This is a genomic window from Rhizobium sp. SG2393 (assembly GCF_042610495.1).
Classification (GTDB): domain Bacteria; phylum Pseudomonadota; class Alphaproteobacteria; order Rhizobiales; family Rhizobiaceae; genus RU20A.
Map to the genome: position 1 here is coordinate 119,535 of NZ_JBHGAP010000012.1, position 15,947 is coordinate 135,481.

Here is a 15,947-nt window from a genome sequence, read left to right on the forward strand (position 1 = left end):
TTGTGCGTACATTGATTATGGATTTATTTAAAGGCGTGTGAGGAGACGCTTCTTGAGTGGGCAAATCAACGATTTCAACGCCGCGCCCGCAGCCGCCGGATATCTGTATCAGGCGAGGCTAGCTCTCCTTCTTTGCATCCCGCATCTAAACGCAGGCACGGAGCTCGAAGTTGCGATCGAGAAATTGGACGACGTTTCGTTCGAACGCAACGGCGAACCTAAGGAATTGCTCCAGGCAAAACATCATATTAAACGCGTCGCGAATCTTTCGGACACCAGTGCGGACATCTGGAAGACTCTGAGGATTTGGTCTGAGCAGGCCCTCGCTGACCCATCATTGCCATCACGAGCAAAAATGGTTCTCGTGACTACCGGAAGAATTCCTGATGGAGCGGCGGCTTCGTTGCTGCGCCCGCCAACCGAAGGCCGAGGAAAATCCAGGGATCCAAAGACTGCAGCCGAGTTGCTCTCCGCAGCGGCCCTTCGATCGGATAACAAGGAGCTGAAACCGGCATTCGCGGCATTCCTCGCACTGCCCGAGCGAATGCGCGCGTCTCTGCTTAGCGCGGTTGAGATTGTGGACAACCAGCCTTTGCTCGGGGAGCTCGAGGCCGAACTGGAGCACGGACTACGTTTGGTTGCGCCGCCCGGGAAAGCGAAGCTGGCGAGAGAAATGCTTGAAGGCTGGTGGTGGCCGCGCATTTGCGCAGCCCTGTCGGCCAAAACGGTCCAGTCGATTCCTCTTGGCCAGATTGAGGCCAAGCTAGACGATATCCGAGACGCCTTGAAGCGCGATGCGCTTTTTGCGGAGTTTGAACATGCAGAACCACCGGCGCGCGCGAGTGAGGAGTACGACAGTTTCATTTTCATCCGACAGCTTCAGATCATTGGTATTGGCGGTAACCGCATAGGTTATGCCAAACGCGATTTTTACCGGGCATTCGTACAGCGATCAAAGTGGACCCGCGAACACACCGTCCTCGATGACGAGTTGGAAAAGTTCGAAAGAATACTTGTTGAAGAATGGGAGCCGAGATACGCGGCAATGTGCGACACCACCGCAGAAGCTGCCGGCGATAGTCCTGAGCTGGCTTCAGTGGGACGGGAAATCTACGATTGGGTAGAGATGGAAGCTAGATTTCCGTTGCGCACGCTTACTTCAAAGTCCCTGAATGTCGGTTCCTATCATATGTTGGCCAACACCCTGCGTGTTGGCTGGCACCGCGAGTACAAGCATCTTTGCCATGAAGAGGAAGAAGCGTGAGCCGGGAGATTTCGTGGTCTGCTCGCCCTCCAGAGGAAGCCGCGTATTTCAACCCGGCCTTTTGTGGCGAGCTGATCAGTCGCAGCATCCGAGACTTTATGGAGACGCGTGGTAAGCCGCTCCCTCTTGCACTAGCCTTCCTCATTCTTCCCCTCGTGATGCATCCCGGTACTCGGCGAGCATTACCAAGCAAGGCGAATACAACATTCGAATCTTGGTGCGCCAATAACCAAGAAATCTTGGTGGGTGTGCCTGATCGGGTACTTTCCTTGCGCCCTGTAACGCGCGAAGCGCTTCTCTTTCTTGCGCAGCTAGAGGCAATCACGGTCACGAAGGACGGACTACTGCTCGGACCGAAGACAATTAAGATGCCGGCGAAGCCGAAAAATACGACAACCGAGGTCGATGAGACCAGGAGACGTGCTGCTCTTGTAGGTCGCTGGTTTGCATCCCAGCCAGCTGTGGCGCCCGTGCTCCAGGCGATGGGAGTAACGCTTTGAGCATTCAAGTAAGAGGTATTGCGATCTATTCGAGAAGCGGCGAGAAGCGAGAAACTCGTTTTAAACTGAATTCTCTAAATGTCGTGACAGGTGCTTCGAAGACGGGCAAATCCGCCCTGCTCGATATTGTGGACTTCTGCTGGGGCCGAGATGAATGCACTGTGCCACGAGGTGAGATCCGAAATGGCGTCTCTTGGTTCGCGGTCCTATTCGACAATGCCGGCGAGGGTATCCTTGTCGCGCGGCATAATCCGGGACCATCCGGCAATGACGGCGACGAAATCTACTTCGAGCGAAATGTTGAAGAGTTCCCAGACGCGCCAACGGAATTCGTGAAAAACATGACCGCCGCTGCTCTCCGGAGCAAGTTCAGCGGAATTCTGGGGATCGCGGAAAATCTCTCCGATCCGGAACCGGCAGCAAACAGGCGGCAGGTCGAGGCGTCAGCCGGCCAAGCGATATTCTTTTCGCTGCAAGCACAAGATGAAATTGCCAGTCGGCGTCTCCTGTTTCACAGGCAGGGCGAAACAGGGATCGCGCAGGCGATACGCGACACATTCCCGTATTTCCTTGGGGCGATGGGGGAGGACTATTTTCTTAAAAAGAAGCGTCTGGATGATGCAAAATTTAGGCTGAGAAAGCTCGAGCGTGAACTTACCGAAGCACGAGCTCTCGCAAACGAAGCGTCAGGCACCGCCATCTCGCTCGTTTCGGAAGCGCGACGTGTTGGGTTGCTGGACTCAAATGCGTTTGCAGAGACGCCTGACGCCGCGAGAGAAATGCTGCGACAGGCGGCGATACCCCGATCGCTTTCCTATGCCACACTCGCCAATCCGGAGGCAGATCTTGCCGATCTAGAGGATCGTCGACGACAGTTGCGGTCAGAACTTCAAGAAATTAGGGAGGAGATAAAGCAGTTGAATCGGCTCGTCAGCGATGCGTCGGCATTCGAACGAGAGGCTGACGAACAGCGTGTTCGCTTGGCATCCATCGAACTTTTGGTCACGGCTGACGGGTCACACGATACCTGCCCTCTCTGCGAAAGCCATCTCAAGACACCGGTGCCAACCGTTGATGACATGAGGCGGTCACTGTCGGGTCTCGAACTTCAGTTACGGTCGGTTCGCAAGGACAGCCCGCGAGTTCAGGCGCGTATCAGCGATCTTGAAGCGATGCGAACGCAACGAGAGGTCGAGCTGGAAACCGTACAGACTGATATCACTACCAGAATTGCTGAAAATGAGCGCCTACGAATAGAGCAAGATCAATTTACGGAGCAGGCGCGCGTTGCCGGTCGCATCAGTTATTATCTCGATAATGTTCGGATAGTTGCAGAAGACAATGGGCTTCGGCTGCGTGTAGCCAGAGTTCAAGCGGAGGTCGACGCGCTCAATGCCGAACTTGACCAAGACGCTTTGAATGAGCGAGTGAGCAGTGCGATCAGTGTTGTGGGCCGCGATCTCACAACGTTTGCCACTGCCCTTCGTCTGGAGCACGGCGAGAATTCTTTGCGAATCGATCTGCGCAATCTCACCGTTGTCGCCGATACGATTCACGGTCCACTGCCTCTGGCGCAAATTGGCAGCGGTGAAAATTGGGTTGGGTACCATGTTGCCGCTCATTTAGCGTTACATCGTCTCTTCCGCGCTCGGGCAAGACCAGTTCCCGCCTTTCTGATGTTGGATCAGCCTTCCCAGGCTCACTATCCACCAGAGCGTGACTTAGGGCAGATTTCAGGTAGCGAAGACGAGGACCAGGTCGCCGTCGCGCGGCTCTATCGCGTGCTGTATGACTACTGCGCCGACCCAAACCAAAATATGCAGATCATTGTCGCGGACCATGTTGAGCTCCTCGATGAATGGTTCCGGTCAATTATTGCTGAACGCTGGCGTGACGGTATCAAGTTGGTTCCGTTGTCCTGGTCCACGACCAGCGAGGATCAATGACAAGTTCGATCAAATAGATCGATATCACATTAGCGCAGCAGCTCTGGCAGATCGTAAAGGAGCCTGAGCGCTTCGGGCCAGCCCGCATCGGAGAACAGCCGAAGGATCTCGACGAGTGCGGCGCGGCGGGCGTCATTCTCGAAGAGAGAGCGGTGATCCGCGATATAGCGCGTGATGATCTGAACTATGATTCCGGTAGCCAGGCTCTCGTGGTGATAGCCCTCCCGCCTTCCGGCGCCAACCAATAAGCCATATAGCGCATCGAAGACGCCTGCGGGATTGCCGGGGATGAGGTATTCATAAAGTTCGACCAGATAATGCTGGGTCGAGGGCTCGTAGGAATTCGCGAGCAGGTTCAGCATCGGCTGGTAGTCGCGCATGAACCGCTGCATCGCATCTGCACTTTCGAGGCCGCCATTCGGTTCGCCGCTATCAGTGTGAGCCCCGGAACCGAAATAGAGCTGGCTCATCAGATGATGTATCACATCCTCGGCCGCGCGGTATGTCGCTATCCCGGCCTCTCGATCGGCGCCCTCAACACGCTCTATCATCACCGCAGTGTGGCTCTGCGCAGCGGCAGCTGAGCATGTTTCGAGAATAGCCATAGCCGCTTGCTGTGCGCGATCGGTGAGGGCCGGGTCGTGATCCTCGCCTGCGGCATATCGAGCGAAAAACGCTTCGCGCAGCGGCGAGAGGAAAGCCATCATCAGGCCGCGATTGGCAGCAGGGTCGGTCGTCCAATCAGTCAGCCAGCCCAACGCTTTCGGCCGTTCCTGTCGAACCCAAAGCTGAGCAGCAAGCCCGCCAAGCATTTCAGACAATTGATCGCGGCTGGATTCGTTTTGACGCTCAAAGCCATGACGTCGGGAAAGTGCGATCTCGATAGTCATTTCGCAGCGTTCCACTTCATGCCAAGTAAAACGATACAGGACATTACCCAGGAAGAACGCGAGAACCTCGAGATTTGGCTCGTCGCGCGCAACGCGCTCTGCGAGCGCCCACATCCTCTCCGGCGCGATCCGGCTTAAGACCTGAAGGTTCTGAGCGGCCTGGAGCCGGACCGACGGGATAGGGTCTGCCAGAATTGCATCGAACATATCGACGATTTCGGGGTGCGCTTCGCCGAATTTGTCCGCCAGACTCACGTAGGCGTTCGCCGCATAGACCCGCACCTCCCAATTGCCCCAACTATTAGCGGAATTCCCGGATTCCCGGAGTTCCGGGTAACGGCTTGCCCAGAGGCGGCGAAGCACGGACAGGAAAGCCTCTATCGACGGCAACCCTTCGGCGCCGGGGGTATAGGCGTTGCTGCCCGCGATGCGTTCGGCAGCATTACTGATGTGGCCCCATACGGGCTGTTCCGTTTTCTCGTGCAGGAAAGCCGCATTGGCGTCGTACATGACGATTGCGGCTTCCGTTGCTGCCCATAACGCGGCAAGCGCGGCGGCATCGCTGGTCGATGGTGTCCGGTTGACAAGATCATGCAGCGCCTCCGACTGAGCGACCATCTGTGCGTCGGGGCCTTCGTCAACATTCACGCCATCCCGGGCGAGGATACGGCGAGTGATGCCGGTTGAAGAGCCGGAGGTGATGGTCATGGAGCGAAGTGGGGCATTTCCGTTGAGTTGGTTTGCATCGGCCAGTTCCGTTCGCAGCGAGCGCATCGCGTCCGTTGCGAGCAACGTTTCGTCGACGGATGAGAGAAACCGGCTCAACGCATGTGTCCACCAGCGCTGCTGCCGTTCCTCGGTGAATAGATCCGGGCGCGTCGCTTCGGTCTCAAAGGCTCGGCGGTCCTCGACCGGACGGGACGGATATGCGGCGGCAAGAAAGCGAACGGCATCACGAATCGTGTCCTGATGGGCAAGAACCGTCACGTTGCTCGCAAAGGGCCATAGCTCGTTCGCAACGTCCGCGACGCGCTCTGTGCCGACCCCGAGGAGCCGAGCCCACACTGCGGAGCTGGAGTAGCTGGAGGCAGCCGCTTCGATGCTCTCGACAAACGCTGCAGGCGTACAAGTGCGTAGGAAGACAACGTAGTGTGCCAGCGGATTATGATCCGGGTTACCGTGGGTTTGATCCGGGTCGTCCCACGCATTCAAAGCGTACTCATTACCGAGAAGATCGAAGGAAATGCCTTCCGAAATGCTCACCCTTTCGCACTCATCGCCGTAGGGTTTGTCACGATCGATGCTGCCGACCGCGGCCTCGATCACGAGGCGGGTGCCGAGCCGTGGCGACATCTCCAGAAGTCGGCCGAGGCGCCGGGCGAGATGGTATCGGCAGTGTTGATAGTCCTGGCGGCGATTGGATGCGAGGGGCAGGATTCTGCTCGGCCGTCCTCCGAAATGCGACACGCTTTGATCGGAGATGTCGCGCATATAGAGCACGCGATAAATCTCGATTGCGAACTCCCCATCCGAGCGGGCGATCGGCATGATCTGCTCGGCAAGCCATGGGGCTTCTTCATCGGCATGATCTGAAAACCTCGGATCGCGCAAAATTCGGTCGAGGAGGGAACGCGACGCTGCGGGATCAGAGGCGAAACTCTTGCCCACGCACCGGATTGCGTTGGTAGCCGTCAGCTGCATAGGCGGGTCGGCATTCCAGGCCAGAGCCAAAAGCGCTCTTGCGGCCCGACCGAAGACGGCCAGCAATGCGGGTTCGGAGAGCTCATCCCTCTCGAACAACATCATAAGCAGCAATCGCGTAGCGTCGGAAAGATCACGAATGCCGGTCGCAATGGCAGCATCGGCAACATTCCCCCAGGCGAGCGCTTCGCCCGGGGGAATGTTGCCAACACCGCTGGGGACGGCAAGCCCGACGAACCGCGCCAGCCGCGCCATCATCGTCACCGTCGCTGCGTCGCCGGCGCGTACTGCGACGAGTTCGGTAAGGCCGGCGACGTCGGATGTGGACCTGACGTGCTCGATTGCGGTGCGGAGGGCGACGTTGGCAAGCACGGGATCGACCGTCGGACTGGCGTAGATATCCGCGACCAGGCGCCAGACCGCTCGTTTACCCTCGGCATCGTCGCGCCAAAGCCGCTCAATGGCAAAACGCAGGGCGGGGGCGAGCATCAACGCGATAGAGCTATCACCGCCGAGCTGTGCGATAAGGCTCCTCGGGTCCTCCCATTCCAGGAAGAACCGGCTAGCGACATGGTCGAAGAGCACATGGTGCGAAAAGCTGACCAGATCGCGCGTTTCGGTGAGGACGCCAGAGGCGATAACCTTGTCGACGTTATCGTGCTCAATGAACACTTTGCGGACTGCCAGGCGCCGGCGGCGCACCATGGCGTCAACCGTTGCGCCGACCGCACGGTGAAGCGGTTGACTGTCGAGCCGTCGATCCTCGTAAGCATCGATCAGGTCCGACTGGGTCGCTACCGTCCGAATACTCTCGGGGCTCGCGCCATCGGTGAGCAGTTGCGCGGCGAGCGAAAGGTTGAAGATATTGCGCAGCAGTGCGCGCAGCCGCTCGGGTGCAGCCTCGAGCAAGCTACCCAGCCCGGTCGCGACCGCACCGGCCTGGTCGAGATCCCCGTCGCTGAGCCGTGGCACGTTGAAGTGCCGAACGTTGCGCAGCGTCGGGTCGGCGAATGCCGGATCGGGCGGGGAGCCGGGCAGTGCGTCGCGGAAACGCCGCCCATTTCTGAGATCGAACGTGCGGATAGAAGCCGCGATCGCCCAGGAGGAATTCTGCGCTGCCATCGTCTCGATCAACTGCGCAAAGACAGCTTCGGCGGGTCCACCTCGCGCCGCATCGAGCGCATCGATAACGAGCAATTTCTGACCTGCCCCCGGTGCGGCGGCCAGTACCTCGGCCAATGGGCGAGCGAGCTGAAGATCGGATTGAAGATCGGCGGCAATCGCAACGCCCGGAAATTGATCGACCGAGAGAAACACCACGGTCTCGCCGGCGGCACGGCGCGCTTGTGCCAACGCCACGAGGGCGCCGGTCTTTCCCGCACCGGGCTCGCCGATCACGATCAGCGAACCGGTCGCGATCGCCGCCGCCATCGGCCCGTCGCTTTGACGAAGAACCGGTATCCCGCCCGCGATCGGCAGGCGGGTATGGCCAGCCAACCGCGTAAGTTCCTGATCGGTGGCCGTAGCGAGGCGAGCGAGATCGGCATCGTAACCAGGAGCCCCGGTGTCATTGTGCCCTAGGGCGCGAAGCGCACGCAAAAGCCCTTCTCGATCCGCTGGCGCGCCACTGCCAATGAGGTTCCGGACAATCGTTTTAAGGTCTCGCAAGGGAGCGTCGCCTGCGGTCTCCGAGCCATAGACCCGTGACCCGAGCACACGGGAGGCCTCGCGCCAATTATCTTCGCCCTCGTCCATCGAGAAACGGACGATTTTGAACAGTCGCGCCATCGTCACCAGCTCATCATCGCTTGGAGGCGCTGCGGAACGCGCCGTGCAGGCGTTGCGGGCGTGGCTCTCGAAGAGATGCAGCGCGTCGGCTTCGGCCCGGCTGCGCTGCGCCCTCACGTTTGTCCAAGTGCCCCCAGTATCGAAGGCTCGGCATCCTCTCTCGAGATTATCGAGCGTGCGGGGTGCATCGGCCGCGACTGCGAGAACGGCTCGATACCGCGCGACATCGACGGCAACGCTTGTTGAACGTGCTTCGAACATGGTGCTGACGAGCTGCGCGATGGTCTTGCCGAGAGGGCTTTCAGCATCCTGCGTGAGGCCAGCGCTGGTTTTGCTCTGAAACTCGATCCGGCTACCGTCATCTTGGCCGAGTTCGATGTCATCGAGGCCTTCGCCGGTCTCGAGGCGCAAGCTGACGGGCAACACCACGTTGGCGAGGCCGAACCGGCCACCAACCGGGACACGGGCGAGGATATGGGCGGCGAGCCACGTACCGACTTCGGCCTGGAAATCCATGCCTCCCTCGGTCGCACGTCCTCCGGCCGGCCTCGATGTTCGAGTGGGTCTGCAAGCGGCCATTAGAACAGATCCTCGAATTCACGAGCGGGATTTGGTTTCTTGCTGGGGGCGATATCGGCTTTTCCGCCCAGAAGGTCACGAAGGGATTTCAGTTTTAACAGCAGCTCATCGAATGTGATGATCGTGACGCCGGCGAGACTGCTACGGTACAGCTCGAAGGCTCGCTTTCGTGGACCTTCCGGAATCATGCCCGCCAGTATCATTCCCTTGATGCCGTAGCTCTCGAGCGAGATCGGCGCGTTCTGCGCTTTGTGCCGATAGATATCGCTGCGCAATTTATCGATCTGATCGAGTACCTGGGCCACGGCGCCGACGAGCTCTGCCGATGCAGTATAAACGCCGCCCCGATATTCCCTTTTGCCGATCAGCTCCGTGCCGGGGGTTTTGATCTCGAGCAGGGCGATGCTGTCGGTCAGCTTGTTGGTGAACAGGAAATCGGCGATCTTTTCGCCGGAGCCGTTCAGCACCTTGCCACCCACATGCGCCTGGCCCTGTACCAGCAAAACCGGCACATTGAACGCCATATCGAGAATGAACGGGTTGGCTTCGAGAAGTTTCTGCCATTGGAGCTCACTCGTTCTTTCGACGAACCGCTCCTCCACACGAGCGATCAGTTCGTCGAGCGAAGCCAGCTCGATCTCGTCGTGAAGCTTTGCCAGGCCGACGCGCTGCGACTTCATCGAAGTGCGCACGGACGCCGCGGCCATATTGACCACGGCCGCCCGATCGTTTTCCGAAAGTTTGGCATCCGTGATCGTATTGCCGATCACTTCGGCGATGTCGTCGGGGGCGCGGTCGAATATTTTCACTGGGAATTTCTCGCGGTCCAGGCGAGTGAGAAGGTTGGTATATGCAGCCTGCTGCTTTTTCCTGCGCACCGAACCCTGAGCCTTCGTCTCGAAGCGGTTGGCATTCCGGCGCAGTTCATGGAAGAGCGTATAGCCGAGCTCGTAGGTCGTGCCGTCATCCGTCACGGCGACGTCCAGCTCGCGCTTGTCGGTGATCCGCAGGTTCGTGATACCATCTACTTCCGTGATGGCATTCACGATAAACGAAAGCTTGCGCTCGAGGCCGAGACCGTAATTCGGGTCTTTGACGAACCCTTTTGGCATGCCTTTGGCAAGATAGCCCTGAACATCCTCTAAGGTGCGGAAATCGCTGAAATCTTGAAAGAAATTCTCGTCCTCTATGATTTCGATCGACTCGATAGGATCATATTTCGGCATCAGGAAATATTCGGAGCCTGGCATGGTGTTGATCGGGAACAACGTGGTGGTGTGCTTGGCTGCATCGAAGCGCAAAAGCACTTGCGTCGTATTGATCTCGGTAAGGTCCGCAATCTCGATCCGCCGATCCGACGGTGTGAACGACACCTCAACGAGGCCGGGTCCCTTTCTCCATAAGAAGAGAGTTCCTTTATCGTCATCACCGAATTGGGGGCCGAAGGTTGCCATGTGCGATCCTATAAATATCGGGAAAATATAGGAGCCGTAGGTACAACCTGCAATCGGAGTGAACGGGATAGTTGAAGCAGCGAGCTAGTAAAACCGAGCTGCTGCAGACTCAGCCTTCGATCGGAGACCTGCAGGTATTCCTCGCCAACGACGGTGACGATCCGCGGCTCCGTTTCGTCGACCATTTCCAAACCGGCGGCGACGCTGTCTTGCGGTCGGCATGCAAGCTTTCGCTCGAGGGCATTGTTTCGAGGCAGGCGGATGGCCGTCCTGTTTCGGGAGAGACTTGCGCAGCTTTTGGCGAAACGACCGCGGCTGCTGGACCGCCTATCCCGGGGGGCTGGAAGCGTCTGCGGGACTTGTTTTGCAGGCCGTGGCACTGTTCGAACTGACACGTGCGGCTGGCAAATAGGCGCCGCGGCCGACCATCCGACTTCATCTGCAGCCAGCGCAGCGCATCAGCGTTATGCCGAACTTGGTGGGCGACTTACCGGAAACCTATATCTTTAGGGAACGGGTTCGGCATAGTCTCCGGCTCAGGATAGGTGCCTGACCATCATGTCGATCCGCTGGATGTAAAGGCGCCTAATATCCAATGACTTATGGCTTTTGCTCAGAGGTCGTAGGTTCGTATCCGTTCAAGAGCGTTGCTAGTGCCTACGGCGCGATGTGGTCATCCTACCAGCGCCATAAGCGCGCGAACCTCCCTGCGTCGCATGTTTCGGGTGAGACATGCGACATGCTCGACAAAAGTCTCTTCGACCTCGGTGATGGGAAGGCGCAGCACGGCGGGGTCGTCGCGCGTCACTGCCAACTCGAACATGAAGCCGATACCCAGACCCTGCAGCACAGCTTCATAGACGGCCTCGCGTTCACCAAGCCGCAGCGCCGGCTCCAGATCAAGGCCGGCCGCTTTCATGGCGCGATTGACCGCCGTCTGGGTCAGAGAGTGCTCCGTGCGGAATATCAGGGGCTGATCAGCCAGTTCATGTAGTGATACCGGTTTGCCGCGCACCGCAAGCGTATGCCTGGCAGGAACAAGCGCTATGGCGCGCTGCTCCATATATGCAACCCGATTGAGCGCCTCATCCTGTGGAACGCCGGTGAGGATAATCGCATCGCATCGCTGCTCGTAAAGCGCCGTCGTCACCTGATGCCAGTTGCCGAAGCTGGCATTGATCCTCACACCGGGATAACGACGCCGGAATTCGGAGAGAAGCGCCATGGCAGGGTTCGGCGCACCGCACATGACATTGAGCTCTCCAGTCTTCAGAGCGCTGGAGGCACTCAGGATATCGGCCGCTACTTCCTCTATGGCGTTCAACTCACGTGTTTCCTTATACAGCGATTTCGCCAGCGCCGTCATGCGTGCTCCGTCGCCGGTGCGCTCGAACAAAAGCACCCCGTAGCTCTGCTCCATCGCCTTTACTTGCGCGGTTATGGCAGGCTGGCTGAGCTCGAGGCGGCGGGCGGCCGCCGAAAAACTGCCTTCCTTTGCTACGGCATTGAAAGCTCGCAACTGGGCATAACTTAGCTTGGAGCGCATGGTGTGCGATTGCTTTTCAAAAATGGCGATCTGATAGGCGGCATAACCTAAATTTATAATGCGTCATTCAGATGTAAAATTTGTGAAATATCCCCCCGGCCATCGAATGAACCTTCAGGACTTCAACCATGGCCGGCGTAAACATCAGATCTGTCGCAAAGACATTCGGGGAAACCCATGTGCTCAAGAGCGTTGATCTGGATATCCGTGACGGCGAGTTCATCTCCTTGGTGGGGCCATCGGGCTGCGGCAAGTCCACGCTTTTGCGTATCATTGCCGGGCTGGAGCAACAGAGCGATGGCAACATTCTGCTTGATGGTACGGCCGTCGACCGGATGCGGCCGCGCGACCGCGATCTCGCCATGGTCTTTCAGTCCTACGCGCTTTATCCGCATCTGACGGTGGCAGAAAACATTGCCGTGCCGCTGGTCATGCGCCGCCTCAACACGACCGAGCGTTCGCTGGTCGGAGGACTGTTCCCGTCCGGCAGAGGAAAACGCAAGGAGATTGCCGTAGAAGTGGAAAGGGTCTGCGAGGCGCTGTCGATCTCCATGCTGAAGGACCGCAAGCCGGCGGCACTTTCCGGTGGCCAGCGTCAGCGCGTGGCGCTGGCCCGCGCCATGGTGCGCAAGCCGAGCGCCTTCCTGATGGATGAGCCACTTTCCAATCTCGACGCCAAGATGCGAGTACAGGCGCGAGGCGAGATCGCGGCACTTCACCGCCAGCTGGGCTCCACCTTCATCTATGTCACCCATGATCAGGCCGAGGCGATGACGATGTCCGATCGTATCGCGGTCATGATGGGCGGCGAAATTCTTCAGGTCGATACACCCGACCGGATTTACCAGATGCCGCAGGATTTGCGCGTCGCGGAATTCATCGGCAGCCCGAAAATTAATGTCCTGCAGGCGGTGATTTCAGAAAATGGCACCCTCTCGCTTGCCTCGCCAGTTTCCATCGGCAATCGCGTGCATGCAGCTTTTCGACCGGAAGCGGCGCGGCTAGCTGGTGGACTTGAGGCACCGCTCGGCGGCACCATCCATCACATCGAAAATCTTGGCGCCGACCTTTTCGTTCAGGTAATGACAGCGGGCGGCGATCTCGTCATCGTGCGTTGCGACCCGGCCGGCATTCGCCCGGCGATCGGTGACAAGGCCGGCATTCATGTCGACGAGACGCGCCTGCATGTCTTCGGTGCCGACAACGGACGTATCGCCGGTGCCTTCCGGCTGGAGGGTGGCCGATGAGCCTTTCCGCCAGCCAGAACCGGGCCGGCCTTGCCCTCATCGCGCCGGCTTCGGTGTTGGCCCTGCTTTTCCTTTTCGCGCCGCTATCGTCGATCTTCGTGCTGGCCTTTACCGACTACCAGCTCGGAGACCGCAGCCTGAGTTTTGTCGGCTTCGAGAATTTCGAGGCGTTGGCGGATGATCCGACCTTCTGGAAGTCCTTGAGCAACACGCTGATCTATTCGGCCGTCGTCGTGCCGGGCTCGATGCTGCTCGGCCTTGTCAGCGCGCTCCTCATCGATGCCGGAACCTCGCTGCGCTCCTTCTATCGAACCGCCTTCTTCCTGCCCGTCATGGCGAGCCTTCTTGCCATGGCCGTGGTCTGGGAATTCATGCTGCATCCGAGCTTCGGTATCGTCAACGCCACGATGAAGGCGCTGGGATTTGCCCCGCATAACTGGCTGAAGGACGGCGGGATCGCGCTCTATGTGCTCGCGGTGATCGGCATCTGGCAGAGTTTTGGTTTCAACATGGTCCTGTTCATGGCCGGCCTCTCGGCCATCCCTCGCGACCTCTATGACGCCGCCGAAATGGATGGCACACCGAATGCCTGGGCGAGGTTCAAGCTGATCACATGGCCGCTGCTGGCGCCCGTTACCGTCTTCGTCGCCGTCACCTCCGTCATTCGCTCCTTTCAGGTCTTCGACACGGTGCATGCGCTGACCCAGGGCGGCCCCAACAAGGCAACGGAAGTGCTGCTCTACACGATCTATGCCGAAGGCTTCGAGTTCTTCCGCAGCGGCCATGCAGCAGCGATCACCATCGTCTTCATCCTGCTCGTCGTCGGTGTCAGCCTGCTGCGTTTCGTGTCCCTCAAGAAGAATGGAGCAAGCGCATGATGCCCCGCTCTTTCGCCGCTTCGGCCTTTCGTCATGCCGCCCTGCTTTCGATCGCGACTTTTGCGCTTCTGCCCTTCGCGGTCATGGTTTCCACCTCGATCAAACCGGCCGACGAGATCTTTTCCGATACGGTGCGCTGGTGGCCGCAAAAGCTCGCCGTGATCGAGAATTATTCGGAAGCGTTTTCCGCAGCGCCCCTGATGCTCTATCTGGTCAACGGCGTTGTCGTCACGGCGGCGATCTTTTTCCTGCAGGTACTGGTCGCCTTGCCGGCCGCCTATGCACTCGCCAAACTGCGCTTTTTCGGCCGCCATGTCGCTTTCGGTTTCGTGCTCTTCTGCTTGCTGATCCCCTATCAGGCGATCGCCGTGCCGTTGTTCATCCTGCTTTATTATGTCGGTCTGCTCGACAGCTACAGCGCGCTCGTCCTGCCTTTCACCATCTCGGTCTTCGGCATCTTCCTTGTGCGGCAGTTCTTCATGGGCGTACCGGATGATCTGGTCGATGCCGCGCGTATGGACGGCATGTCCGAATTGTCGATCGTCTGGCGCGTCATGCTGCCTGCAGCTATCCCCGCACTCACGGCCTTCGGCGTCTTCTCGGTCGTCGCCCACTGGAACGACTATTTCTGGCCGCTGGTCGCCGTATCGAGCGACAGCTATTTCACGCCGCCGCTCGGCATCATGGCCTTTCGCAACGCCGAAGCCGGCAACGATTTCGGCCCGCTCATGGCCGCCGCGACAATCATTGTCGCTCCGCTTCTCGCCCTGTTCCTCCTGGCACAACGGCGCTTCATCGAAGGCATTGCCTTCACCGGCATCAAATAACCGCAACCCAACATCCATCCACGACTGGAGACTATGAATGAGAATGATCCTGACCGCCGCAGCGCTTTCGCTGACGGCTTCCATGGCGCTCGCCCAGACCACGATCACCGTACAGTATCCCTATCCGGAACTGTTCGATGAAACCCAGAAGCAGCTCGCCGAAGCGTTCAGCAAGAAGCATCCTGACATCAAGGTCGAGTTCCGTACGCCCTACAAGGAATACGAGGATGCCGCACAGCGTGTGTTGCGCGAAGGCATTACCGGCAATGTGCCGGACGTCACCTTTCAGGGCCTAAACCGCGTTCGCGTGCTGGCGGACAAGGAAATCGCCGTCTCGCTCGATGACTTCATCGCGAATGAAAAAGACTTCGACGCCGAAGGCTATCATGACGGCATGCGTCAGGCCGGTGCCGTCAACGGCAAGGTCTATGGTCTTCCTTTCGCGATCTCGCTGCCGATCGTCTATTACAACATGGATCTGGTGAAGCAGGCTGGTCTCGACGAAAACAGCCTGCCCAAGAGCTGGGACGAAATCATCGAGCTTGCCAAGAAGATCAATGCCCAGGGCGAAGCCGATGGTGTGATGGCCGAGTGGTCGATCACCGGCAACTGGCTGTGGCAGGCCATGGTTTTCGCTAATGGCGGCACGATGCTCACCGCTGACGAGACCAAGGTTGCCTTCGATGGCGAGGCCGGCAAGCAGGCGATCGCAACGCTGGCACGCCTTGCCACCGAAGCCAAGTCTCCGAACATGACGGCCAACGACATGCTGGCGGCCTTCTCTGCCGGCAAGATCGGCGTCATGGTCACCACCACGTCGCGCGTCAATGCCGTTACCAAGCAGGTCGGTGACAAGTTCGAACTGAAGACCGGTGTCTATCCGGATATCAAGGATGGCGTCACGCGTCTGCCGGCCGGTGGCAATGTCGCCATCATCACGGCAAAGACAGAAGAGAAGCAGAAGGCGGCATGGGAATTCCTGAAATTCGCCACCGGTCCGGAAGGTGGCGCGATCATGGTCCGCACCACCGGCTACATGGCGCCCAATACCAAGGCTGCTGATCTGCTCAAGGATTTCTACACTCGGAATCCGAACCAGGCCGTCGCTCTTTCCGAGCTTCCTTACCTGACCGGCTGGTATGCTTTCCCGGGCGATAACGGCCTGAAGATCACCGATGTCATCAAGGATCACATGCAGTCGATCATGGATGGCACCCGCGCCAAAGAAGCCGAGGCCGTTCTTGCCGAGATGGCAGCCGACACTCAGGCGCTTCTGCCGCGTCGCTGATTACCAACAGGGCGTCGCGTGGCCGCTTCATGCGGCCAC

General features: G+C 58.8%; 10 protein-coding genes. 7 read left to right on the plus strand and 3 right to left on the minus strand.

The genetic code is table 11. The features are described from left to right. Positions 1–52: 52 nt before the first annotated feature. The 3 genes from ACED18_RS19440 to ACED18_RS19450 are packed head-to-tail and all read left to right on the plus strand — an operon-like array spanning position 53 to position 3,710. On the plus strand, positions 53–1,264 hold the full coding sequence (locus ACED18_RS19440) for an ABC-three component system protein (RefSeq protein ID WP_075627926.1): 1,212 nt from the start codon (positions 53–55) through the stop codon (positions 1,262–1,264). Further along, on the plus strand, positions 1,261–1,764 hold the full coding sequence (locus ACED18_RS19445) for a three component ABC system middle component (RefSeq protein ID WP_075627927.1): 504 nt from the start codon (positions 1,261–1,263) through the stop codon (positions 1,762–1,764). The genes ACED18_RS19440 and ACED18_RS19445 overlap by 4 nt, the downstream gene beginning before the upstream one ends. Beyond that, positions 1,761–3,710, plus strand: coding sequence for a DUF3732 domain-containing protein (locus ACED18_RS19450; RefSeq protein WP_075627928.1), 1,950 nt, complete (start codon positions 1,761–1,763; stop codon positions 3,708–3,710). Before ACED18_RS19445 ends, ACED18_RS19450 begins: the two co-directional genes overlap by 4 nt. Positions 3,711–3,739: 29 nt before the next feature. On the opposite strand, the gene ACED18_RS19455 is transcribed toward ACED18_RS19450, so the two are convergent. The 3 genes from ACED18_RS19455 to ACED18_RS19465 all read right to left on the minus strand — a co-directional run bounded on the left by ACED18_RS19455 (position 3,740) and on the right by ACED18_RS19465 (position 11,668). Continuing rightward, complete coding sequence (locus tag ACED18_RS19455) at positions 3,740–8,605, minus strand: ATP-binding protein (RefSeq protein ID WP_223215461.1); 4,866 nt, start codon at positions 8,603–8,605, stop codon at positions 3,740–3,742. A 62-nt stretch (positions 8,606–8,667) separates the two neighbouring features. Then, positions 8,668–10,122: a Shedu immune nuclease family protein gene (locus ACED18_RS19460; protein ID WP_083639452.1), complete on the minus strand. Its 1,455-nt coding sequence runs from the start codon at positions 10,120–10,122 to the stop codon at positions 8,668–8,670. Between the two features lie 673 nt (positions 10,123–10,795). Then, complete coding sequence (locus tag ACED18_RS19465; RefSeq protein ID WP_075627932.1) at positions 10,796–11,668, minus strand: LysR substrate-binding domain-containing protein; 873 nt, start codon at positions 11,666–11,668, stop codon at positions 10,796–10,798. Between the two features lie 179 nt (positions 11,669–11,847). Here ACED18_RS19465 and ACED18_RS19470 point away from each other — a divergent pair, with 179 nt between their 5' ends. Genes ACED18_RS19470 through ACED18_RS19485 form a run of 4 tightly spaced genes read left to right on the plus strand, consistent with a single transcriptional unit; the run spans position 11,848 to position 15,908 of the window. Beyond that, positions 11,848–12,915 carry an ABC transporter ATP-binding protein gene (locus tag ACED18_RS19470; protein WP_234794762.1) on the plus strand — a complete coding sequence of 356 codons (1,068 nt, stop codon included), beginning with the start codon at positions 11,848–11,850 and terminating at the stop codon, positions 12,913–12,915. Beyond that, on the plus strand, positions 12,912–13,793 hold the full coding sequence (locus tag ACED18_RS19475; RefSeq protein WP_075627934.1) for a carbohydrate ABC transporter permease: 882 nt from the start codon (positions 12,912–12,914) through the stop codon (positions 13,791–13,793). Before ACED18_RS19470 ends, ACED18_RS19475 begins: the two co-directional genes overlap by 4 nt. Beyond that, positions 13,790–14,620 carry a carbohydrate ABC transporter permease gene (locus tag ACED18_RS19480; protein WP_075627935.1) on the plus strand — a complete coding sequence of 277 codons (831 nt, stop codon included), beginning with the start codon at positions 13,790–13,792 and terminating at the stop codon, positions 14,618–14,620. Before ACED18_RS19475 ends, ACED18_RS19480 begins: the two co-directional genes overlap by 4 nt. Before the next feature lie 37 nt (positions 14,621–14,657). Further along, positions 14,658–15,908 carry an ABC transporter substrate-binding protein gene (locus ACED18_RS19485; RefSeq protein ID WP_075627936.1) on the plus strand — a complete coding sequence of 417 codons (1,251 nt, stop codon included), beginning with the start codon at positions 14,658–14,660 and terminating at the stop codon, positions 15,906–15,908. Positions 15,909–15,947: the final 39 nt, after the last annotated feature.